Raw genomic sequence first — 21,598 nt, 5'->3', positions numbered from 1 at the left:
GCAGGGGGCGGGGGCGGGGGCGGGTGAGCATGCCGAGGCCGCCGCGTTTCCGGACCGGTGGCTCCGGGAGCGCGAGCGGCCGGACTTCGATCGGTGGCGGTTCGGCGGCGGTTCGGCGGCCTCGACGACGCCGGGCGGAGCCTGCGTGCTATGCGGTGCTGGTGCCGATCACCGCGTGGAGGCTGGAGCGGACGGTGAAGACCTCGTCCGTACCCGTGACCGACAGGAGCCGCTGCAGCTGCGGGCCCGGGCCGGCGAGGACGAGCCAGACGCCGGCCTCCTCGGCCTCGTGGTGGGTGTGCAGCAGGGCGTTGAGGCAGGCCGAGTCGGCGAAGGTGAGCGGGCCCAGGTCGACGACCAGCAGCGTGGGCCTGGCGGCGACGGCCTCCGACAGGGCTCGCTCCAGGGCGAGCCGGCCCTCGTGGTCGGCCTCGCCCTCCATCCGGCAGACCACGGTGCGCACCGTGCGTTCGGTGGTCGTGACACGCAGGGGCGGTCCATCGGGACTGTCCGCGCCCCGCCGGGAGTCGGATGCTCCGGACATGCTCGGGCCCTTTCCGGAAGGTGTGCGCCATCTCCGATCATCCGGCGGCCCCGCCCGTCCGGCCACCGCGCGCCGGGACGGCCACCCGGGGGACGATGGGGAGGCGAGAGGGAGGAGTCGCCATGAGAACGCCCCAACCGCTGGCCGAGCCCCTGCACATCTACCTGAACGACCACCTCACGGGGGCCTTCGGCGGCGCAGCGCTCGCCCGGCGGATGGCCCGCACCCACCCGGGCAGTCGCCGGGCCTCCGAGCTGCACCGGCTGGCCCGCGACATCGAACAGGACCGGGACGACCTGGTCCGGATCATGGAGGGCCTGCAGGTCCCCGTCCGGCACTACCGCACCTGGCTCGGCCTGGCGGGTGAGCGCCTGGGACGCCTCAAGCCCAACGGCACGCTGGTCCGCCGCGCCCCGCTGAGCGACCTGATCGAGCTGGAGACGATGCGCATCGGGGTCGAGGGCAAGGCGGCCCTGTGGCGGGCGCTGCGGGCCATCGCCGACACCGACGACCGGCTCGACCGGGCCGACCTGGACCGCCTGTCGGCCCGGGCCGACGAGCAGGCCCGCACCCTGACCGCCTGGCACCGGGCGGTGAGCGCCGCGGTGCTCGCCGGGCCGGAGGGGAAGGAGACCCGGCCCCCGGCCCTGTGACCGAGCTGCTCGGCCCGTCCGTACGGCGCTCCGGCGACGTTCACCGCGGTGGGCGCAGCACCTCGTGCGCAGCTCGTGCAGCAGCTCCAGGGCCGCGACGACCGCCGCCCGCTGGATCCCCGCGCGCCCGGCGGCTCGGTCCGGTGGGCGGCGGCTCGGCCCGGCGGGCCAGGGCGGTGTGCGGCCAGGCCACGGCGACGAACAGCCACGGGCCGGGGTGCGCGACGGACCGGGGTGCGCGACGGGACGGGGATGGGACGGGGTGCGCGAGGGACCCGGCCCGGACACGGTGCGTGCACCGATGGCGTACGGTGAGTGGCCGGCGCGGGCGCTGCGCCGCACTCTGGTGTTCAGCAGGTCCGGCCGCGAACCCCCGAGCGCGGCCGGACCCGTTCGCTGTCCGGCCCCGGTCGTCGCTGGCCGGCCCTGATCGCGTTTCCGTCCGGCTGTCGTCGGGCCCTGCTTGGATGGCGGGCATGAGCGATGCTGCGCAGATCTGGATCACGGCGGTCCCCCCGTTCGGTCCGGACGACGAGGGCGTGCTGATCGCCGTCGACCTGCACTCTGACGACCCGGGCGAGCGCCTGGTCGCCGATCTGACCGGGGCGGGCCACGAGGGCGAGGAGGGGGTCTTCTACCTGCTTCCCGGAGACCTGTGGGCCCGCTACGAGCGCACCGGCCCCCGACTCGCCGTCAGCATCGCGGCCTGGCCGGACGTGCTGGACCAGGCGGTGGCGCGCAATGAGGCCCTGCGCCCCTGCCTGGAGGCGTTGAACGGCGCCGGGCGGGTGGACGGGCGCATGGACGGGCGGGTCACGCTGCTGCGCCGGGAGATCGAGACGGACTTCCTGGCCGGTGGCGACGGCGACGGCGACCTGGGCGAGAAGCCGGCCGTGCTCCTCATCGAGTCGGGACTCCCGGCCCCGGCGTCCCTGCCGGAGCTCTTCGCCGCCTTCGGGCGCGGCGAGGCCGCGTTCGCCGTCGTCAACGCCGATTGACGGGGGCGCGGCGGACGCAGGCCTTGGCGAGGAAGCGGGAACCAGGAACCAGGAGTCGAGGCCACTGCAATCGGTCTGCCAGGAGGTCTTCGAACGGAAGCCCGACGGGATCGGCGAGCCGGGGCGGGTGTACGGGCCGACCTTCGCTGTCCGGTGCCGCCAGAGGCCGACGCCGTTGCAGCCAGTGTGCAACCTGTGAAGGGATCACTTTGGCCGGAACATGCCCGACTGGTCTCGGCCGGACACCGCTGCGGCCGAAGCCCGCCCGGCTCCGCGTCGGCGTGCTGCGGCAACCGCACCGGCCCCGCCCCGGGGCCGTCGTCACCGCGGCCCGGACCTGACCGGTCGTCAACGCCCGAGCCGTGCCCCCTCGGCCCGGGCGAGAGCCTGCGCCTGCTCGCGCACCGCCCGTGACCAGCCCTGCGGATCCGCATCGTAGGCGGCGCACTTCGCCTGCCAGCGGACGAAGCCGTCGGCGATGTCGTCCGGCGAGCGGCACCACTCGCCCTCGCCCGCTGCGCCGTGCCGCAGAAGATCGTGCCGCAGGAGATTCGGACGGCCCGGATCCCGGCGGAGGTCGAACCCGTGCAGGTACTGGAGGGCCGTGACGACCAGCGGGTCCTCGAAGTCGGCGAACGCCCCCTCGCCCTCCACCCACGGAACCGCCCACGCGTGCGCGGCCTCGCGGGTCACCTCGCCCGCGACCAGAGCGCGCCACTGAGCCGCCACCTCCGCGCGGCCGGGCGGAACCGGTGCCGTCTCCCGATCACTCATGGACCCACCCTCCCAGCCGTGCGCGCCGCGCGGCCACTCGATTCCGCCCCGCCGGTCGACGGTCGGGCGGGGGTCAGGCCGTGAGGGCGGCTGCGAGCATGCGCCGGACGGTGGTGGTCAGTTCGGCGACGTCGGGCTGGGCGCGGGTCGGGCTGGGCGGGCCGACGAGCCGGTCGTACATGAGGCCGTCGGTCCAGGCCACGAGCAGGTCGGCTGCCGCGGCGGGGCGGGGGGCTCCGAGGGCGGCGAGCAGGGCGGCTGCCCGGGCGCGGGCGGCGATCCCGGCGGCCTCCAGGTCCGCGCGCAGTTCGGGGCGCCGGGCGGCTTCGAGGCTGAGTTCGAAGCGGGCGAGCTGGCGTTCCCGTCCGGCCGTGAGCCAGTGGTGCAGCAGGGTGGCCAGCTGGTCCGCGGCGGTGTCCGGGTCCGGGCGCCCGTGGACGGTCTCCCAGTGGTCCACGTCGGCGATCGTGAGGGCGCCCAGCCGTTGGAAGCAGGCGCCGATCAGTGCGCCGCGGGTGCGGAAGTAGTACGAGGTGCTGCCGGCCGGAAGGCCCGCGGCGGTGTCGACCGCGCGATGGGTGAGGCCGCGCAGCCCGAGGGCGGCGACGGTGCCGATGGCGGCGTCGGCGATCAGGTCGCGGCGGTCCGGGCGCTCCCGGCGGCCGCTCCGGCTGGTCCGGTCGTCGCGGTCCTGGTGGTCCCGGTGGTCTGGGCGGTCTCGGTGGTCAGGTGTGGACACCCCCTCACTCTAGAGGTGTAGAGTGCGCCGCGTACTCTACAGACGTAGAGGATCGGAGGGGTGGGAGCGCCCGACCGACTGTGCGCGCCCGTCACGTGCCGTGGCGCGGTGCCGGGTTCCCGCGTGCGGGCGTTCGGTTCTCCCGTGTGGACGCCTCCGCCTGTCCCGATGCCGAGGAGCAACGGTGAACTCCGCAGTCAGCACCCGCCCGACCCATCGGACCGGCGCCCTCCGGCCGTTCAGGGTCGGCGCCTACAGCTTCGTGGTCCTCGGCACCGGCCACCTCGTGCTCTCCGGTGCGATGGAACTCGCCGCGCAGACGCCGGAACGGCGAGAAGTCCAGGACGCCATGCGGAAGTCCGGGCTCACCGTGCTCGGCGTGGAGCGCACGACTCTCGACGTGTTCAACGGCATCAGCATCGCGATGGCGCTCTTCATCGTCACCTGCGGACTCCTGGCCCTCACCGTCGCCCGCCACGCCCCCGCGCTCGTCGAGCACCGGACGGCCTTCGGCTGGATCTGCCTCGCGGCCTCCCTGGTCGGCCTGGCGATATCCGTACTCCTGCTGCCCGTGCCGCCGATCGCCGTCCTCACCGTCGCCGCCTGCGCCTTCGCCCTCGCGCTCCACCGCGCGGCCCCGTCCGGCCGCTCGGCGGGGTAGCGCGGGGGAGTGGGGGCGGGAGCGCGGGGTACCCCCCTCGGGGCGGGAACTGCCGGCGGTGCAGACCGTCAGGGCAGGAACTCGTAGGTCGGGCCGTCGGGGGCGAGGGTGCGCGAGCACACCGTCACGTCCTCGCCCATGAGATAGGCCAGGAACCAGTCACTGAAGGTCAGTTCGTGGAGGGTCCAGGCTGGGCTGTCGAACTCCTGGACCACGATGCGCCACGGCGCGGACGGCCCGTCGGGAACGAGGAGGAAGACCGCTTCGCCGGTGGTGGCCGAGGCCACCGGCATCAGCTCTCCGGGGTTCACCCCCACCGGGCTGGGCAGGTACTCGACCATGTCCTCGTCGCGCCAGAGTTCGAGATCCAGCTCGATGTCCTTGCCCAGGCTGTGCAGCAGATGACCGGCGGGGTGGGTGAGGTACAGCTGCTGGTTGACCGTGATCGAGCCGTAGGCGTCGACGATCTCCCGGAAGTCCGCCGGGAACGCGAGGCCGAGTTCCCGCTCCAGGTCGGTCCACGGTGCCGGGTCCGACCAGTTGAACCGGGGCTCGCCCAACAGGGCCGCGATCTCCGGAAGTGTTGCCATGCCCGGGCTCCTGCGTGCGGGTCGGGCCGGTACGACACGGGGGAGTGCTCGTACGGTGGCGGGCGTGCCGACGCTGCGGCGGCGTGGTCGGGACTACAGGGTGCCCGCCTCGGGCCAGTGGGGCCAGTGGGTGTTGGCCGGTACGGTCGGCCGGTACCGGGTGGGGTCGCCGGAGTCCAGGACCTCCGCGATCATCCGGAAGCCCTCGTGCTCGCTGGGCGGGGTCTCCGCGAAGTCGTCGGGCTGGTGCCACGCGTCCAACCGCAGCAGGACCGGCAGGTCGGCGGGGATCCTGGAGCGCAGCTCCGCCTCGTCGGCGAGCAGCAACGCCCGGTGCTCGGGCACGAGTCGGCGGAAGACCTCCGCCAGCGGTGTGCCGGATCCGGCGTCGACCGCCGGCGCGGTGCCGCGTACGAGCAGGGGGGCGCCGCCGACGTACTCCTCGGCGCCCGCCGGGTCGATGTTCTGCTGCGCCGATGGTTCCGGTTGGGCACGGCAACCGGAGGGCCGGGCGTGGCGTCCGTGGAGGCATGAGACGGAACCCGCGCTCGCGGCTGCGGCTCGGTCGGTTGCTCGTCGGTGCCGGTGTGCTGGTGCTGATCGCCGGCGTGCTGGCCTGGAACCTTCCGTTCGCGGGCCAGTGGCGTGGGGACTCGCCGCCGCGGCGCCTCCTGCTGGAGGCCCCGCCGCCGCCAGGGCCGTGGGCGCGGGTGATGGAGCGCGATCCGGGCGATCCGGGGGTGCGGGGTCTGGAGGCCCGGCTGGAACGGGCCTTCCAGCGAGCCGGCGGGGACCTGGGTACGGACGGGTTCTTCCAGACGGTGATCCGGCTGGAGTCGCCGACCTGGGCCTGGATCGCCTACCGCCTCAACTCGCCCGGGCGCAGGCACAACCGGGACGGGGTGCGGCCGACTGCGCTGGCGGTGGAGGGCAGCCCGGAGGCGGACGAGCAGTCGTACCTCTGCTTCACCTCCGGGCCCGACGGCGAGGGGTGCGTACGGTGGTTCGGCTGGCTGCGCTACGGCCAGTACCTCGTCGAGATCCGGTTCAACGGGCGCCTCCCGGAGGCGCAGGCCCGGGAGGTGTTACGCCTGACCGTGGCGGAGATCGACCGGCTCGTCCCGCGCTGACGGTCGGCGGAGGGGTCCGCGTTGCGAGGAGCGGAACAGGAGATTCTTCGGCGAACGAGGCCGCAGGTGGGGTGCCCCCACCGTATGGTGACGAAGAATTTCCTGCCGGTGCCTCCCGCTTGGGTGAGCGGCGGTCAGCTCCTGGTCAGGCAGAAGGGGTGCCCGGCCGGGTCGAGGAGCACCCGCCAGCGGTCGGGCTGCGGTTGGGGGTTGGCCCTGGTGGCGCCCAGTTCCAGCAGCCGGGCCTCCGCCTCGTCCAGGTCGTCGACGGTGAAGTCGAGGTGCAGCTGCTGGGGGACGGTCTGGCCGGGCCAGTCGGGCGCCCGGTAGCCGTCGACCCGCTGGAACCCGAGGAAGAGCCCGTCCGCCCCGTTGAGGCCGGCGAACTCGGCATCGGATTTCGGGTGGGGGTCGAGACCGGTGGCCTCCTGGTAGAAGGCTGCGAGCGCCACCGGGTCGGCGCAGTCCAGGGTGATCGCGCACAGCCTCATCTGCAGGGGTGCGGGCACGGCTTCCTCCAGGTGGTCGACGGTGCTCGGCACTGCACACCCTACGGTGGGCGGGTGTTCGAACGGGTCGATGCCGAAGGGTCCGTGGGAGGCAGGGCGCGTTCGGCCGGGCGGGCCGGCTCAGGCGGTGCGGGCGGCGGCGGTGAGGGCGCGGCCGATGGCGGCGAGGTCGTCGTCGGTGGAGACGTAGGGCGGCATGGTGTAGATCATGTCGCGGAACGGGCGGACCCAGACGCCGTGGCGCAGGGCGGTGTCGGTGGCGGTCCGGATGTCGACCTGGTGGTCGAGCTGGATGACGCCGACGGCGCCGAGGACGCGCACGTCCTGGACGCCGGGGACGTTCCGGGCGGGGGCGAGGGCGTGTTCCAGCCGGTCGGCGATGCGCCGGATGTTGCCCTGCCAGTCCTGGCCGTGCAGCAGGTCGATCGAGGCGCAGGCGACGGCGGAGGCGAGCGGGTTGCCCATGAACGTCGGCCCGTGGGCCAGTGCGGGGAACTCACCGCGCCGGATGCCGTCGGCGATCTCGGCGGTGCACAGGGTGGCGGCCATCGACAGGTAGCCGCCGGTGAGGGCCTTGCCGACGCACATCACGTCGGGGGCGACGCCGGCGTGGTCGGCGGCGAACATCGCGCCGGTGCGGCCGAAGCCGGTGGCGATCTCGTCGAAGATCAGCAGCACGTTGTTGGCGTGGGTGGCCTCGCGCAGCACCCGGAGGTAGCCGGGGTCGTGGAAGCGCATGCCGCCGGTGCCCTGGCAGACCGGTTCCACGATGACGGCGGCGAGTTCGTCCGCGTGCTGCTCGATGACGTCCTCGAGGTGCTCGGCGTAGCGGGGGTCGACCCCGGCGTCGAAGCCGGCCGGCGGGCGGTCCATGAACACCTGCGGCTTGAGCACGCCCGACCACATGCGGTGCATGCCGCCCTCGGGGTCGCAGACGCCCATCGGCGTGAAGGTGTCGCCGTGGTAGCCGCCGCGCCAGGTGGCCAGCTTGGTCTTGCCGGGCCGGCCGACGGAACGCCAGTACTGCAGGCACATCTTGACGGCGACCTCCACCGCGACCGAGCCGGAGTCGCAGAGGAAGACGTGCTCCAGCGGGTCCGGGGTGATCTCGACCAGCCGGGTGGCGAGTTCGACGGCCGGTTCGTGGGTGAGCCCGCCGAACATGACGTGGCTCATCCGGTCGAGCTGGCGGCGTACGGCGTCGTCCAGGACGGGGTGGCGGTACCCGTGGACGGCGGCCCACCAGGAGGACATCGCGTCGATCACCTCGTCCACCCCCTCGTACGGCGCGGCGAGGCGGAGCCGGACGCCCTGGGCGGAGTCGACGACGAGCGGGCGCTCGGTGGCGGGCATGGGGGCGTACGGGTGCCAGACGTGGCGCATGTCGCGGTCGATGAGGTGCTCGACTGACACGGGGCTGGGCTCCTTCGTCCGAGGGTGGTGCGGACTCTGCGCGGGCCGGCCGGGGTGCGGAACGCCATCGGGCGCCCCCCGGCAGCACCTTGATCATCCGCCTGGACTCTGTCTACCAGATGGAGTAGACAGTGTCTACTGTGCGTCGGGCGTCGGGTGCCGGACGCCCGACGCCCACCGACGACACCCGAAACGGGGAGATCAGACGCATGAACAGGGCCTACGCGGTGGCCGGCGCCGCCCTCACCGGCGTCCTCACCGGCGGTTTGGCGACCGGGCTGTGGCAGTGGGCCGAGCAGGAGAGCGCCCGCCTGTGTGCCGACACCGCCTCGCTCTGCCTGCCGCCCTACCCGCTCATCGGGATCGCCGTCTGGGTCGCCGTGACCGTTCCGGTGTTCGTCGTCGCGCTGCGCCTGCTCGGGCTCGGTCCGCGGACGGCCACCGTGCCGACGAGCTTCGCCCTGCAGGCGTACGTCCTGGCGATCCTCGGCCCGCTCTCGGCGCACGGCTACCCGGAGACCGACGCGCCGAACCTCGCCGCACTCGCCTGCGGTCCCGGACTCGTCGCGCTCGCCACCGTCCCCCGGTGGCGGCGGGCGGCCCTGGCGGCTCTCGGCCTGCTGCTGGTGTCCTCGTTCCTGCTGTACGGCCTCGCGGAGGGCTTCCCGTTCTGACGCGGAGCCGGGACGCCCGCCGACGGTCCGGCGCGGTGGTCTGGTAGAACCCATCCATGATCACAGCACTGCCGGCGCGTCTGATGCGCAGTCTCTTCGTCGACGGGTACCGCGGACCGGTCGCGTTCGGCTCCGCCGTCGCGCTCGTCACCTCGATGCCCCTGCTCGGCCTGGCCGCCGCCGCCCTCGTCCTGGCGCCCGTCTGGGTCGTGGGGACGGCACTGATGGTCGCCCTGCCCGACGGCCTCCGCCCGTCGGCCGTCGCCGCAGCGGCCGGCGTGGCCTACCTCCTGGCGTTCGGCGTCCTGGCCCACCGCGACCGCCACCGGATCGGTGCGCCGGGCAACTCCGCGCTGGTCGGCTGCGCCCTCGTCTGCGCGGCGTTCCTGACGGCGTTCAGCCTGCCGGTGTACGACACCGGCACCATGACGGTGGCACTGGCCGGCGCACTGCTGCTCCCGGCGGTCTGGTTCGCCCGTGAGATCCGTGCCGACCGCCGGGAGCGGCCCGCCGTGGTGGGGCGCCGGCGGTGGGCCGTGGTGCCGCTACTGGTGGCCGCCACGGCCGGCCTGCTGGTCGCCGACGTCCCGAAGCAGGCCCGGTTCGCGCTCGGCCGCCCGGCCCTCACCGCCTTCGTGGAGCGGACGGCCGCCGACCCCGCGGTGCCGTCGGGCGAACTGCGCGGGTTCCGGCCGGAGTGGATCGGCCCCTACCGGGTGACCGTCGTGGACAAGCGCCCGGAGGGCGTGCACCTCCACATCGACTCCGGGAACCTCATCGAGGGCACCGGCTTCGCGCATCTCCCCAACGGGCCGACGGCGGGCTCCCGCAACACCTACACCCACCTGTCCGGCCCCTGGTACACCTGGCGCGACCACCAGACGGACCTCTTCTGAGGGGCTCCCGGTAGCCCCGGGTAGCCGGCGGCCCCCGGCGGCCGCGCCCCCTACGGGGTGCCCGTGAAGGACCGCCGGTAGGTGCGCGGCGGCACTCCCCGGCGGCGGACGAACCGCTCCCGCAGCACGGCCGTGCTCCCGTAGCCGACCAGCCGGGCGATCTCCTCGACGGGCAGCTCGGTGGTCTCCAGCAGTTCCTCGGCCCGGGTCAGCCGCATGCTGCTCAGCCAGGCGTGCGGGGTGGTGCCGGTCGCGGCGGTGAAGCGGCGGGCGAAGGAACGCTTGCTCATCATCGCCCGCCGCGCCAACTCCGCGACCGGGAGCGGCTCGTGCAGGTTCGCGCGGGCCCAGGCCAGCACCTCGCCGAGCCGCTCGTCCTCGCAGTCCTGGGGGACGGGCGCAGCCAGGTACTGGGCCTGCCCGCCGTCCCGGTGCGAGGGCAGCACCATGCCCCGGGCGATGGCGTTCGCCGTTGCCGCGCCGTGCTCCCGCCGCAGCAGGTGCAGACAGAGGTCGAAACCCGCGGCGGCGCCCGCGCCGGTCACGATCCGCCCCTCGTCGATGTAGAGCGCGTCGCCCTCGACCGCCACCTCCGGGTACCGCCGGGCCAGTTCACCCGTGAACCGCCAGTGCGTGGTCGCCCGCCGGCCGTCGAGCAGCCCGGTCGCGGCGAGCGCGAAGGTACCGACGCAGTGCGCGGCGAGCAGCGCCCCGCGTTCGTGCGCGGCGGTCAGCGCCGCCAGGACGGCGGGGCCGGGCGGGGTGCGGAAGCCCGTCCACGGCAGCGCGAGCACCAGGTCGGCGGAGGCGAGCCGGTCCAGCCCGTGCGTGATGGCGAGCGGCACCCCGCAGTCCGTGGGCACCTGGCCGGGCCGCTCGGCACACAGGGCGAAGTCGAACTGCGGCAGGCCCTCACCGAGCGGGCCGAACACCTCGGCGACGATCCCGACGGCGAGCATGCCGACGCCGGGCGGCACGTAGGCGGCGACGTTCACGAAAGGCGACACGGCAGCAGTCTCGCACGGCTGGCACGAATCCTGCGATCACAGGCATCACTGCCACTGTCGGCAGACCCGCCGGCCCGGCAGGATCGATCCCATGAACAACGACGCACCGCTCGGCCGCAGCGCCGCATACGCAGTCCTCACCACCGGCTACGTGGGCTCCACCGGCCCCGGCGTCGCCGCCACCGTCTCCTACGTCTCCGACGCCGGCCGGCACGTCATCTTCGACCCCGGCATGGTGGCCAGCCGCGACGACATCCTCGGCCCGCTCGCCGAACTGGGCCTCGGCCCCGACGACATCACCGACGTGGTGCTCAGCCACCACCACCCGGACAACACCATGAACGCCGGCCTCTTCGAGCGGGCCCGGGTGCACGACCACAAGGTCGAGTACCTCGGCGACCAGTGGCGCAACCGGGACGCCGAGGGCTACGAACTCACCCCCTCGCTGCGCCTGATCCGCACCCCGGGCCACAGCGCCGAGGACATCACGCTGCTGGCCGGCACCGACACCGGCGTGGTGGCCTTCGCCGGCGACCTCTGGTGGCACGCCGAGGGGCCGGCCGACGACCCCGTCGCCCCGGACCGCGAGGTCCTGCGCGCCTCCCGCGAACGCGTCCTGGCCGCCGCGGACCTGATCGTCCCCGGCCACGGTGCGCCGTTCCGGCCGGCCGCCACCACCCCGCGGTGAACCGTCCGGGCCCGTCGGTGCAGACCTGCGCCGCCGTCGCCCGGCACCGGCTCCAGGAGATCGCGGTCCACCCCTACGACGCCCGGCTCACCGCGGGTGACGGGCAGCCGCTGCCGGCGGAGACCGCCCTCGACGGGGCCGACGGGTTCCTCTTCGGAGTCCCTGAAGCTCGACGCCGACCGGCGGGTGTTCGACCGCCCGGTGGCCTGGAACCCCGAGCTGCCGTAGCGCTCCGCCGCCATCCCCAAGCTATAGCGCCCCCCGGGGCTTGCGGCAAGATCCCCGGGGTGACGCACAATCATCTCTTGAAGCCGGAACCCGAGGGGAAAGAGAGTCACGAGATGCGCGTGTTGCTGGCGGCCTACGATTCGCGGGGCGGCGTCGAGCCGCTGGTGGGGCTCGCGGTGCGACTGCGCGACCTCGGTGCGGAGGTGCGGGTCTGCGCGCCGCCGGACGAGGAGTTCGCGAAGCGGCTGGCCGGCGTCGGCGTCGAGATGGTCCCGACCGGAATGTCGGTGCGCGACCTGGTGACCGGCAAGGTGCCGCCGACGCCGGGCGGCGTGCCCAAGCGGGCCGCCGAGCTGGTCGCCGCGTTCTACGAGAACGTCTCCGCGGCGGCCGAGGGCTGCGAGGTACTGGTGGCGACCGGACTGGTCCCGGCCGTGGCCGGGGTGAAGGCGGCGGCCGAGAAGCTGGGCATCCGCTACGTGTACGCGAGTTACCAGCCGGTGAGCCTGCCCTCGCCGCACCACCCGCCGATGCCGCGCCCGGGCCGCCCGCTCCCGCCCGGGGTGACCGACAACCGGGAGCTGTGGGAACGCGACGCCCGGGACGCGCAGGACGTGTTCGGGGAGGCGGTCAACGGCCACCGGCTCTCGATCGGCCTGCCGCCCGTGGACGACGTCCGCGACCACGTCTTCACCGACCGCCCGTGGCTGGCCGCGGACCCGGTGCTGGCCCCCTGGGTGCAGCCGGCGGAACTCGACGTCGTCCAGACCGGGGCCTGGGTCCTGCCGGACGAACGCCCGCTCCCCGCCGACCTGGTGGCGTTCCTGGACGCCGGTGATCCGCCGGTGTACGTCGGCTTCGGCAGCATCCCGGTGCCCGATCCGGCCGAGGTCGCCCGGGCGGCCGTCGAAGCGGTCCGCGCGCAGGGCCGGCGGGCGGTGCTCTCACGCGGCTGGGCCGACCTGACGCTGGTCGACGACCGGGGCGACTGCTTCGTCGTCGGCGAGGTCAACCACCAGGCGCTGTTCCGCCGGGTGGCCGCGGTCGTGCACCACGGCGGGGCGGGCACCACGACGACCGCCACCTGGTCCGGCGCGCCGCAGGTGGTGGTGCCCCAGGGCGCGGACCAGCCGTACTTCGCCGCGCGGGTCGCCGAGTTGGGCATCGGGGCGGCACACGACGGGCCGACGCCGACCGTCGAGTCCCTGTCGGCCGCGCTCGGCGTCGCCCTGGCCCCTGGCACGGGTGAGCGGGCCGTGGCCGTGGCGGAGGCGTTCCGTGCGGACGGGGCGGCAGTGGCCGCGAAGCTGCTGCTGGAGCAGGCCGGCTGATCCTCTGGGGAGTGCCGACGAGGTGCTGGCGGGGCTCCGGTGCCGGTCAGATCGCCTCGCCGGCCGCCCGCAGCCGCCGCTCGGCGGCCGTCACGGCTGCCCGGGGGCCCGGACCGGTGCCGGTGCCGGTAGCGGTGGTGGTGGCGGGTTCGGCACCCGCAGCGGCTGCGGGTTCGGCGCCCGGGTCGGAGACGAACAGTACGCGCAGCGGGGGAGCGGGGGTGTTACTCCCGGCGGTCGCCACCGCGTCCAGGACAGCCAGGAGCGTGGCGAGTTGGGCGGGCGGCTCGTCGGCGAGCAGTCCCTCGGCGGCGGAGACCAGCACCAGCAGGGGCCCGGTCTCCCCGCCGCCGGGCGGACGGAGGGTGTCCGCGAGGCACTCCTCGAAGGCGTCCCAGTTGCGGCCGAAGTAGTCGGGGAAGCCGAGCACCCGGGCCCACTCGTCGAAGAGCGCGGCCCGGGTGCGACAGCGTCCGCCGTGGACGAGGCGCAGCTGCCGGTCGGCGGCGGCGAACCCGGCCCACGTACGGCCCGGCACGAGGTCCCAGCGGGTGGTGAACGCGACCTCGGGGCCGGAGCCGTCCGTCATGTCAGCAACCGCTGCCGATCTCGCGGAAGTTGGCGTAGTGGTCGGCGGTGTACCACACCTGCTCGGTGGCCTCGTCGCGGACCAGTCGCTCGGCGTCGCGGTGGGTGGTCGGCGCCGGGCGCGGGTTGACGTCGTACTCGTGGTAGGCGCCGCCGGCCGGCAGGTCGCCGCTGCGGTTCCCGTACGGGTTGCTGCCGCGGATGAACTCCGGGCCGGGAATGCGGAAGTCCACCGCCCGCCGGCTGGTGGGCCAGCCGAGCTCGCGCCAGATGAGGCAGGCCCGGTCGACCTGCGGCGGGAAGTCCTCGACGGGCCACGAGGGTTCGAGGACCGCGCGACCGCCGGCGGCTGCGGCCGTGGTTCCGGCTGTGCTGCCGGCCGCGGTTCCGATGACGGGGGAGGCCCAGGCCGGGCCGGGGACGACGGAGGCGGCGAGCACGAGTGCGGCGGCGGCCTCGGCGAGGCGGCGAACGGTACGGGAAACGGCCATCGGTACCCCTTTCGGTGCAGGGCGGGCGCGGGTGCACAGCAGGGGTACCACGCGCTCCCGCCCGGCCCCGGCCGACCGGGCGGGCCACGACCGGACGCCCGCCCGAACAGCCCAGTGGGCCGCTCGGGCGGGCCTTCCGCTCGGGGTCGGTTCGGGCGGGGTCGGTTCGGTCGGGGTCAGCCCGGCGGCAGGGCGGTCAGCACGGCCCCGGCCAGCTCCCGTACCTCGTCGTCCAGCGCGATGCTGCGCCCGCCGCCGCCGTTGCCGGTGATCCGCTCGTCCCGGTCCCGGCAGGCCCGCAGCAGCGGTGCCGGCGTGCGGGCGGCGGGGCCGAGGTCCACCACCCCGTGCAGCGCCGCGAGTTCGATCCGGCTCCAGGGCACCCCGGGCCCCCGGTCCAGGATGTCGTGGTACACCCGGAGGGCCAGGCTGGCGTCGCCGGTCACCCGCGCGTGCGCACGGGCCACCGCGAGGGGTCGAGGCGAGCACCCGGCCGACGGTCCGGAGCCGTCCCGCCGGATCACCCGTGACGGCGAACCGGACTTGCTACGCGATCCGACGGCGATGCACAACGGGATTCGCCCCTGCCCGGCCCCCGCCCGTTCGAGCGGGGGTGCGGAGTCCCTACCGGGCGGCGACGAGGCCCGTGGCCCGGGCGGCGACCTGGTCGGGCGTCAGGTGGGTGGTGTCGATGACGGCGGCGTCGGCGGCGAGCCACTGCCCGTACGCCTCCGTGTAGTCGCCGAGTCTGCTCCGTCGGAAGGCGCGGACCTGCTCGCTGGCCGCCTCGTCGCCCGGGCACTCCGTGCTGCCCTCGATGCGGGCGCCGACCACGGCGGCGTCGGCGTGCAGCAGCAGGTGGCGCAGCGGGACCCCGGCCGTCCGGATGCGGGAGTGGATCGCGACGGCGTAGTCACGGCGCAACAGGGTCATCGGGACGACGACCGGGCGGCTGTCGTTCTCCTCGTGACAGCGGATCGCGAACTCGGCGACCAGGGGCGGCCAGGCCGGGAAGTCCTGGAAGTCCCGGCGCTTGCCCGGGAAGGTCCCGCGCAGGACGTAGCCCACCCACTCGGGGTCGAACAGGACGGCGTCGGGCAGGGTTTCCAGCATGGCCTTGGCGAGCGTGGTCTTGCCGCCGCCGAACGGGCCGTTGATCCAGACGATCACAGGGTCTCGCTCTCCTCCGGTCGGGTCTCTCCCCGCGGCCCGGGCGGGACCGTCGACTGCCGTCGTGGTCAGGGCCGCGTCATGAGTACGGAGGCGAACCGGTGGACCGGTGGTTCCCCCGGCGCGCGGTCGGACCTCCCGAACGGGCGGAGTCGTCGCCGCGAGGGCCCCGTGGGACGGCTCCGGGGAGGGCTCCGCGGGACCGTCCCCGCCGGCCCGCGCCCGTGGGGCGCTGCCGTGGGACGTCTCCAACCGGATGCGAGACGGCGTCCCACAGCGCAGCTCAGCGGGGGTGGGACGCGGTGGTCCGCGGTGGGCCGGCATCCGGGCGTGATCACCGGGGGTACCGGCCGACCTACGCTGGCATCCGCTCGGCCCCGAACCGGCCGCGCAGCCCCTTCCTCCGCCCCGTGCGATGCGACGTCGTGCCACGTCGCGTCACGGCACGTCATGCCACGTCATGCCACGTCATGCCACCTCATGCCGCGTCATGAGTCGGACGGTGCGGGGCACCTCCGTCACCTCCGCACCAGGGAGCGATCCGCCATGCCGTCCGCCACGCCGCCGCACCGGGACCCGAGCCCGGGGCGCTGCCGTCCTCGCGCCGGGGTCCGCCGGGCCCTCGTTCCGGCCTCGGTGCTGGTGGCCGCGGCCGCCGTCCTCGGTGGTTGCGCCGGTGCGCCAGCCAAGCCCGGCCGGCCGAGCGCGGCGGCGATCGTGCCGCCGCCCACCGGGCCGGTGGCCACGCCCTCGGCCGAGGCGGTGGCCGCGGAACTGCACCTGCCGATCGAGCAGTTCATGCTGACGCCGCTCCAGTCGGTGCAGTTCGACTGGGTGCGCAAGGCCGCGACCGGCTCGTGCATGAAGCGGTATGGGCTCAAGCACCCGGTGCCGGCCCAGCCCGGGCCGGACAGTCCCGGTACCGCGGCCTTCACCGTGATGAACCGCCGCTACGGCATCACCGACGCCGAGTCCGCCGCCCGCTGGGGCTACCACGTCCCCCGGCTCTCCGGTGACGCGCCTGCGGCCGACCGGCCGATCGCGCTCTCCGCCCTGCCGGTGGCCGCGCAGACCGCGCTGCTCGGCATCGATCCGGCACGCGGGTCCCGGGTGACCTCCTTCCGGGGCAGGCCGATGCCCGAGGGCGGCTGCTTCGCGGAGCTTGACCGGGTCCTGCCGGGCGCGGCGGGCGGTCCGCAGGGACCAGGGAGCGGACTGCAGGGGGTGGTGACGGACATCAAGGCGGCGAGCTTCACCGAGTCGCGCTCCGCCCCCGAGGTGGTCGCCGCCGTGACCGCCTGGGCGGGCTGCATGAAGGAGCAGGGCTTCGACACCCCAGACCCGCTGAAGGCGCCCGCCGCGGTGCCGTCGATGAAGGACCCGGACCCGAGCGCCGCGGAGATCGCCCAGGCCGTGGCGGACGCCGGGTGCAAGCGCCGCACCAACCTGGCGGGCATCTGGTTCGCCGCCGAGTCCACCCTGCAGAACGCGGCGATCACCCGGCGCGCGAACGAACTGGCGACGGTCAAGGCGTCCCTGGAGGCCGAGCGGGCCGCGCTCACCCGGCTGCTGGGCCACGACTGGTCGTCCAGCGAACCGGCCCGCCCCTGACCGTTCCCGATTCCACGGATCACCCGGCCACCCCTGGCCCACCACCGGCCACTCCCGGCCGTCCCATGCGCCCCCGCCCGTCCCGACGGCGGACGGGGAGTTGCCGGGCCCGCCACCCCGGCGGCCCCGGCGTTCGCCGCCGCGCCCGGCCCGCCGGGCGGAACCGGACACCACTCCGATCCGACACCCACCCGATCCGACACCGATCCGGTCGGATACCCGATCCGACACCGATCCGATCGGATACCCACCCGATCCGACACCCAGAAGGAGCACACCTCCCGATGAAGCTGAAGACCACCGGCCGCCGCCTGGCCACCGGCGCGGCCGCCCTCGCCATCGCCGGCACCACCATGCTCACCGGCGCGGGCCCCGCCAACGCCGACACCGCCACCTGGATCAACGGGTGGAGCACCTGGAGCAACCCCGTCCGCTGCAAGGACAGCAACGGCGCCTACGTCACCGTCTGCATCTACTACTCCCCGGATGCCGAGGGCGCCATGACGATGGAGTACACGGTGCAGGACGGCGAGATCGCCGAGACCTTCTGGAAGAAGGACGCCTACGGCTCGGCCGGCTACGGCCAGAAGGTCCGCAACAACGCCGCCTCCGTGGAGAACGCCACCAACTCCACGCTCGGCGTCTGGGTCTACCCGTGGTTCTACGGCGACGTCAACTACGTCCCCGGCGGCCGCGGCGGCAACCTGACCCCGAACCTGCGCAACAACGAGGCGTCCTGGGGCTTCCTCGACCAGCTGGACCGCGGCGGCCAGGTCCGCCTCGACTGACCGGGGCGGGGCGGGGCGGGGCGGGGCGGGGCGGGGTGCCCGGGTGCAGGAGCGCACAGAAGAACGCCACCGCGAGGGCGCCGGCCATGCCGTAGAACACGACCTGGTTGGCCTCCGCGAAGTCGAGCTGGATGTCCCGCAGCGAACCCTGCACGGCCTCGGCGACCGGGCCGGTGCCGGTCGGGGCCCGGCCGTCGCCCTGGCCCGCGATCAGCTGGGCCACCTCCTCGGCCGCGCTCTGCGCCTCGGCCGCCGGCAGCCCCTTGCCGCGGAGCGTCTCGTCCACCCGGTCCACGGTCACGTGGGTGAGGACCGTGCCGAACACCGCCATGCCCAGCGCCGCGGAGTAGTTGCGGACCGTCTGGGTGATGCCGGTGACCTCCCCGTACGAGGCGTCGATGGCACGGTTGGCGGCGTCGGTCGAGGCCGGCGCGAGCAGGAAGCCGATACCGGCGCCGGCCAGCGCCGCGTACGGCCACTGGTCGTGCATGGAGAGGTGGGTGAGCTTGTCGGCCCAGAGTGCGAAGCCGACGGCGCCCACGATCGTGCCGATCTTCATCGCCGGACGGGCCCCCCGCTTGTCCAGGATCCGCCCGCCCCACTGCGAGGCGATCGCGAACCCGGCGAAGAAGTACAGCAGGTACAGCGCCGCCTGGTTCGGCGAGGCACTGAGCGAGACCTGCGCGTACACCGAGGCGAAGAAGAACACCGGGACGAAGGCCAGCATCGCGAAGAACAGCACCGCGTTGTCGGCGGCGAACGCCCGGTCCGCGAACACCCGCAGCTTCACCAGCGGATGGCCCTGACGCAGCTCGAACACGCCGAACAGCGCCAGGACGGCGGCGCCGCCCACGAGGCACGCCCAGGTCGCGACGCTCGTCCACCCCCAGGTCGGCGCCTGCTGGAGTCCCAGCACGCTCAGCGCCATGCCCAGCGCCACCAGGACGGCCCCCGTCACGTCGAGCGGCTCGCGGCGCGGTACGTCCCTGATGTGCGCCATCAGGGTGAGGACGACGGCGACCACGGCCACCGGCACGTTCACCCAGAAGATGGCACGCCAGGTCCAGTCGGTCAGCCAGCCGCCGAGCAGCGGACCGATCGCCGTCAGCGCGCCGGACACCCCGAAGAACAGCGCCAGCGCCGCACCGCGCCGCTCCACCGGGAACACCGTGATCACCACGGCCAGCGCGGCCGGGAACATCAGCGCCGCCCCCAGCCCCTGCAGGGCGCGGAAGCAGACCAGCCAGGTCAGCGCGCCGTCACCCGACGGCACCAGCCCGCACATCGCCGACGAGACCACGAACACCACCGTGCCCACCAGCACCATCCGCCGGTGCCCCAGCAGATCCGCCAGCCGTCCGCCGAGCGCGAAGAACGCCGCGAGGGAGAGCAGGTAGGCGTTCACCACCCAGCGCATCCCGGAGGAGGAGAGCCGCAGCTCCTGGGTGATGTCCGGCGCGGCGATCGAGACGATCGTCTGGTCGATGAAGGTCATCGCGACGGCGAACATCATCGCGACCAGAGCGAGCCGCTCGTTCGCGCCCCCACCCGCCATCCCGCCGGGGCGGGAGGGCACGGACTCGGTTCTCGGGTTCATACCGACCACGATCGCGGCGCGTGACGGCCCCCGCACCTCCAGTCAGGCGGTCGGGGGCGCTCGCGCGGGGCCGCCGCGATCCTGCCGGTCCCGTCCGCGTCGGCGGGATCAGCAGGCCGTCCGGGCGTCCTTCTCGAAGGACTCCCGGGTCTTCGGGCCCCGGTCCGTCAGTACCTCGCCGGGCGCGAGGGCAGCGATCCGGGCGACGTCAAGGGTCACCGTCCCCATGTATGCCTGGGTGTCGCGGGGGTCCCAGCTGCGGAGCCCGCGTCGACACCCTCCCGGGTTGCCGCCGGGCCCGATGAGGCGGCCCCCGGTTGCAGTCCGTGGCGCTCGACATGTGCCGGCCCTCAGGCCGGGGTCGTGCCCGCGGTCACGCCTCCGGATGCGAACCCCGGCGTCCCCTTCGAGGCGGGGGGCGGCAGCGCGCTGGCCGACCTGCCGGTGCCGCTGCCGCGGCGGTGTCCCGGGCCGCTCGGGTGCCTGTCGGGCCGCTGACTGCTTCCGATCGGAACCTTTCCGTAGGTCGAACATTTCACGACAATCTCCGTCAACTCCTGATGGTTCGTCAGCATCATCCCTACGCTTCGTGCGGTCCCGGTGATGCCACTGATGGGTGCGTCGACCGGGGCGAGGTGGTTCCACGGGGGTGGTCCGTTTCCTGCGAATTGGAGAGTTCAGTGAGACTGCGTTCCTCCCGGGCCCTTGCGGCCCTGGTCGCCGGCGGTACGTTCGCCGGCGTCCTGGTGATCCAGCCCGGCACGGCCGTGGCAGCGACGCCCGCGCCGGTGGTGAACGCCACGATCCCGGTGGAGCCCTACCCGGCCGGCGTCGCCGTGGCACCGGACGGTGCACGGGCCTATGTGACCAGCCAGAACACGGGCGTCGTGAGCGTGCTGGACACCGCGACCAACGCCGTGACGGGCACCTTCCAGGCGGGCAGCGGCTCCTACACCGTGGCCTTCGCACCGGACGGCGCCCGCGCCTACCTGACGCACCACCAGGACAACGCCGTCAGCGTGGTGGACACCGCCACCCGGACGGTCGCCGCGACGGTGCCCGTGGGCGCCGAACCGTTCGGCGTCGCGCTCGCGCCCGGCGGCGCCCGGGCGTACGTGAGCAACACCGCCTCCGGCACGGTCAGTGTGCTCGACACCGCCACCGCCACGGTCACCGCCACCGTGCCCGTCGGCGCCGAGCCGCACGGCGTCGTGGTCGCCCCGGACGGTGCCCGCGCCTACGTGGCCGCCTCCGGCGCCCAGGCCGTCGACGTGATCGACACCGCGACCAACACCGTCAGTGCCCATGTGCCGATCGGCCACGGAGCCTTCGGCCTCGCGCTCAGTGCGGACGGCTCCCGGCTGTGGACCTCCAACGGCGACGGCAACACCGTCAGCATCGTCGACACGGCCACCAACGCCGTCACCGACACCGTGACAGTCGGCACCAACCCCTTCGCCGTCACCCTCTCCCCGGACGGGCGGCAGGCGTACGTCTCCAACTACGCCGACGACACGGTCAGCGTCATCGACGTCGCGACCAGGACCGTCTCGGCCACCGTGCCGGTCGGGGCCAGCCCGTTCACACTCGCCCTCACCGCCGACGGGCGCCGCGGCTACCTCACCGACTTCACCGGTGACTCCGTGACCGTCCTCGGCTTTCCGCTGCCCGTTCCCGCCGTGACCGCGGTCAGCCCCGCCTCCGGCCCGCAGGCCGGCGGCACCGCCGTCACCATCACCGGCACCGACCTCGCCGGTGCCACGGCGATCTCCTTCGGCGCGGCCGGCAACGCGACCGATGTCTCCTGCACCGCCACCAGCTGCACCGCCACCGCGCCGGCCTCCTCGGCCGCCGGAGCCGTCGACGTACGGGTGACCACCCCGGGCGGAACCTCCGCCGTCGGCGCCGCCGCCCGCTTCACCTACGTCGCACCGACCGCCGACTTGGCGGTGGCACTCACGGCCAAGCCCGTCAGCGGACTGCTCACCGGCCGCGTCGACTACACCGTCACCCTGACCAACAACGGCGCCGCGAACGCCTCCTCGGTCAAGGTGACCGCCGACCTGCCGGCGGGCCTGTCGGCCACCTCCTCGGACTGCACCATCGCCGCGGGGAAGCTGACCTGTGACATCCCCGGCCCGGTGGCGGTGGGCAGCAGCGTCACCCGGCACGTCTCCGTCCACGTCTCCCTCCTCAACCTCAGCCGGACCTTCGCCCTGACGGCGGTCCGTGCCGCGAGCACCCCGGCGGACCCGACCCCGGCCAACGACAGGGCCACCCGCACCTGCTCCGTCGCCACCTCGCTCCTCATCAGCTGCTCGTGACCCCGGTGCCGTCCCGGTGCCGTCCCGGGGCCGTCCCGGGGCCGTCCCAACGCGGCCCCCTGAGCGGTAGGTAGTACGTGGTGCACCGTCGGGCCCCGCGGCGCGACCAAACGACGGAGGGGCCCCGGTGCGGTGGGAGATTAAAAAAAAAAACCAACACCAAGAACAGAGTTGAAAAGTGTTGCGCCCTCGTC

General features: G+C 74.2%; 24 protein-coding genes. 11 read left to right on the top strand and 13 right to left on the bottom strand.

The genetic code is table 11. The annotated features are described in order from the left end of the window. Positions 1 to 148 precede the first annotated feature (148 nt). Positions 149 to 463, bottom strand: a complete 315-nt coding sequence (locus ACWGB8_RS18905; protein ID WP_452214635.1) for an STAS domain-containing protein — start codon at positions 461 to 463, stop codon at positions 149 to 151. A gap of 203 nt (positions 464 to 666) precedes the next feature. On the opposite strand from ACWGB8_RS18905, the gene ACWGB8_RS18900 reads away from it, so the two are divergent. Beyond that, positions 667 to 1,197, top strand: a complete 531-nt coding sequence (locus ACWGB8_RS18900) for a hypothetical protein (protein WP_452214634.1) — start codon at positions 667 to 669, stop codon at positions 1,195 to 1,197. A 476-nt stretch (positions 1,198 to 1,673) separates the two neighbouring features. Beyond that, a complete protein-coding gene (locus tag ACWGB8_RS18895; protein WP_452214633.1) occupies positions 1,674 to 2,195 on the top strand; it encodes a hypothetical protein in 522 nt (173 codons plus the stop codon). Positions 2,196 to 2,543: 348 nt separating this feature from the next. On the opposite strand, the gene ACWGB8_RS18890 is transcribed toward ACWGB8_RS18895, so the two are convergent. Both ACWGB8_RS18890 and ACWGB8_RS18885 read right to left on the bottom strand, forming a co-directional pair. Then, the gene (locus ACWGB8_RS18890) at positions 2,544 to 2,969 is read right to left on the bottom strand and encodes a hypothetical protein (protein WP_452214632.1); all 426 of its coding nucleotides are present in this window, start codon (positions 2,967 to 2,969) and stop codon (positions 2,544 to 2,546) included. A 73-nt stretch (positions 2,970 to 3,042) separates the two neighbouring features. After that, on the bottom strand, positions 3,043 to 3,708 hold the full coding sequence (locus ACWGB8_RS18885; RefSeq protein ID WP_452214631.1) for a TetR/AcrR family transcriptional regulator: 666 nt from the start codon (positions 3,706 to 3,708) through the stop codon (positions 3,043 to 3,045). Positions 3,709 to 3,892: 184 nt separating this feature from the next. Here ACWGB8_RS18885 and ACWGB8_RS18880 point away from each other — a divergent pair, with 184 nt between their 5' ends. Continuing rightward, positions 3,893 to 4,369 (top strand): LIC_13387 family protein, encoded by a 477-nt coding sequence (locus ACWGB8_RS18880; protein WP_452214630.1) that lies wholly within the window; start codon positions 3,893 to 3,895, stop codon positions 4,367 to 4,369. A gap of 68 nt (positions 4,370 to 4,437) precedes the next feature. Here ACWGB8_RS18880 and ACWGB8_RS18875 read toward each other — a convergent pair whose 3' ends face one another. Together ACWGB8_RS18875 and ACWGB8_RS18870 are read right to left on the bottom strand one after the other, a co-directional pair. Next, the gene (locus ACWGB8_RS18875) at positions 4,438 to 4,959 is read right to left on the bottom strand and encodes an SMI1/KNR4 family protein (protein WP_452214629.1); all 522 of its coding nucleotides are present in this window, start codon (positions 4,957 to 4,959) and stop codon (positions 4,438 to 4,440) included. Positions 4,960 to 5,052: 93 nt separating this feature from the next. Then, on the bottom strand, positions 5,053 to 5,379 hold the full coding sequence (locus ACWGB8_RS18870) for a DUF7003 family protein (protein ID WP_452214658.1): 327 nt from the start codon (positions 5,377 to 5,379) through the stop codon (positions 5,053 to 5,055). 110 nt (positions 5,380 to 5,489) lie between these two features. Between ACWGB8_RS18870 and ACWGB8_RS18865 the strand changes: the two genes are divergently transcribed. Further along, on the top strand, positions 5,490 to 6,089 hold the full coding sequence (locus ACWGB8_RS18865; protein ID WP_452214628.1) for a hypothetical protein: 600 nt from the start codon (positions 5,490 to 5,492) through the stop codon (positions 6,087 to 6,089). Between the two features lie 134 nt (positions 6,090 to 6,223). On the opposite strand, the gene ACWGB8_RS18860 is transcribed toward ACWGB8_RS18865, so the two are convergent. Beyond that, positions 6,224 to 6,580 carry a VOC family protein gene (locus ACWGB8_RS18860; RefSeq protein WP_452214657.1) on the bottom strand — a complete coding sequence of 119 codons (357 nt, stop codon included), beginning with the start codon at positions 6,578 to 6,580 and terminating at the stop codon, positions 6,224 to 6,226. A gap of 138 nt (positions 6,581 to 6,718) precedes the next feature. Further along, positions 6,719 to 8,011, bottom strand: a complete 1,293-nt coding sequence (locus ACWGB8_RS18855) for an adenosylmethionine--8-amino-7-oxononanoate transaminase (protein ID WP_452214627.1) — start codon at positions 8,009 to 8,011, stop codon at positions 6,719 to 6,721. Positions 8,012 to 8,220: 209 nt separating this feature from the next. Between ACWGB8_RS18855 and ACWGB8_RS18850 the strand changes: the two genes are divergently transcribed. Continuing rightward, entirely contained in the window at positions 8,221 to 8,685 is a 465-nt protein-coding gene (locus ACWGB8_RS18850) for a hypothetical protein (protein WP_452214626.1), read from the top strand. Positions 8,686 to 8,741: 56 nt separating this feature from the next. Further along, positions 8,742 to 9,581, top strand: a complete 840-nt coding sequence (locus tag ACWGB8_RS18845) for a hypothetical protein (protein WP_452214625.1) — start codon at positions 8,742 to 8,744, stop codon at positions 9,579 to 9,581. A 50-nt stretch (positions 9,582 to 9,631) separates the two neighbouring features. On the opposite strand, the gene ACWGB8_RS18840 is transcribed toward ACWGB8_RS18845, so the two are convergent. Further along, positions 9,632 to 10,540: a GlxA family transcriptional regulator gene (locus tag ACWGB8_RS18840; protein ID WP_452214656.1), complete on the bottom strand. Its 909-nt coding sequence runs from the start codon at positions 10,538 to 10,540 to the stop codon at positions 9,632 to 9,634. A gap of 139 nt (positions 10,541 to 10,679) precedes the next feature. On the opposite strand from ACWGB8_RS18840, the gene ACWGB8_RS18835 reads away from it, so the two are divergent. Together ACWGB8_RS18835 and ACWGB8_RS18830 are read left to right on the top strand one after the other, a co-directional pair. Beyond that, positions 10,680 to 11,276, top strand: a complete 597-nt coding sequence (locus ACWGB8_RS18835) for an MBL fold metallo-hydrolase (protein WP_452214624.1) — start codon at positions 10,680 to 10,682, stop codon at positions 11,274 to 11,276. A gap of 341 nt (positions 11,277 to 11,617) precedes the next feature. Continuing rightward, positions 11,618 to 12,835, top strand: a complete 1,218-nt coding sequence (locus ACWGB8_RS18830) for a glycosyltransferase (protein WP_452214623.1) — start codon at positions 11,618 to 11,620, stop codon at positions 12,833 to 12,835. A 46-nt stretch (positions 12,836 to 12,881) separates the two neighbouring features. Here ACWGB8_RS18830 and ACWGB8_RS18825 read toward each other — a convergent pair whose 3' ends face one another. From ACWGB8_RS18825 to ACWGB8_RS18810, 4 genes are all read right to left on the bottom strand, one after another. Further along, positions 12,882 to 13,424, bottom strand: a complete 543-nt coding sequence (locus ACWGB8_RS18825; RefSeq protein WP_452214622.1) for a barstar family protein — start codon at positions 13,422 to 13,424, stop codon at positions 12,882 to 12,884. A gap of 1 nt (position 13,425) precedes the next feature. Continuing rightward, on the bottom strand, positions 13,426 to 13,914 hold the full coding sequence (locus tag ACWGB8_RS18820; RefSeq protein ID WP_452214621.1) for a ribonuclease domain-containing protein: 489 nt from the start codon (positions 13,912 to 13,914) through the stop codon (positions 13,426 to 13,428). A 176-nt stretch (positions 13,915 to 14,090) separates the two neighbouring features. Then, positions 14,091 to 14,381, bottom strand: coding sequence for a hypothetical protein (locus tag ACWGB8_RS18815; protein ID WP_452214620.1), 291 nt, complete (start codon positions 14,379 to 14,381; stop codon positions 14,091 to 14,093). Between the two features lie 157 nt (positions 14,382 to 14,538). After that, on the bottom strand, positions 14,539 to 15,084 hold the full coding sequence (locus ACWGB8_RS18810) for an AAA family ATPase (RefSeq protein WP_452214619.1): 546 nt from the start codon (positions 15,082 to 15,084) through the stop codon (positions 14,539 to 14,541). Positions 15,085 to 15,630: 546 nt separating this feature from the next. On the opposite strand from ACWGB8_RS18810, the gene ACWGB8_RS18805 reads away from it, so the two are divergent. Further along, positions 15,631 to 16,695, top strand: a complete 1,065-nt coding sequence (locus ACWGB8_RS18805; protein WP_452214618.1) for a hypothetical protein — start codon at positions 15,631 to 15,633, stop codon at positions 16,693 to 16,695. Between the two features lie 284 nt (positions 16,696 to 16,979). Further along, positions 16,980 to 17,483 (top strand): hypothetical protein, encoded by a 504-nt coding sequence (locus ACWGB8_RS18800; protein WP_452214617.1) that lies wholly within the window; start codon positions 16,980 to 16,982, stop codon positions 17,481 to 17,483. Here ACWGB8_RS18800 and ACWGB8_RS18795 read toward each other — a convergent pair. Further along, positions 17,368 to 19,038: an MFS transporter gene (locus ACWGB8_RS18795; protein WP_452214655.1), complete on the bottom strand. Its 1,671-nt coding sequence runs from the start codon at positions 19,036 to 19,038 to the stop codon at positions 17,368 to 17,370. The genes ACWGB8_RS18800 and ACWGB8_RS18795 overlap by 116 nt on opposite strands. A 722-nt stretch (positions 19,039 to 19,760) precedes the next feature. Here ACWGB8_RS18795 and ACWGB8_RS18790 point away from each other — a divergent pair. Continuing rightward, the gene (locus ACWGB8_RS18790) at positions 19,761 to 21,404 is read left to right on the top strand and encodes a YVTN family beta-propeller repeat protein (RefSeq protein WP_452214616.1); all 1,644 of its coding nucleotides are present in this window, start codon (positions 19,761 to 19,763) and stop codon (positions 21,402 to 21,404) included. Positions 21,405 to 21,598: the final 194 nt, after the last annotated feature.

Source organism: Kitasatospora sp. NPDC054939 (assembly GCF_053610105.1).
Note: the sequence above shows the minus strand (reverse complement) of the source record. Positions and strands in the feature narration are given on the sequence as shown.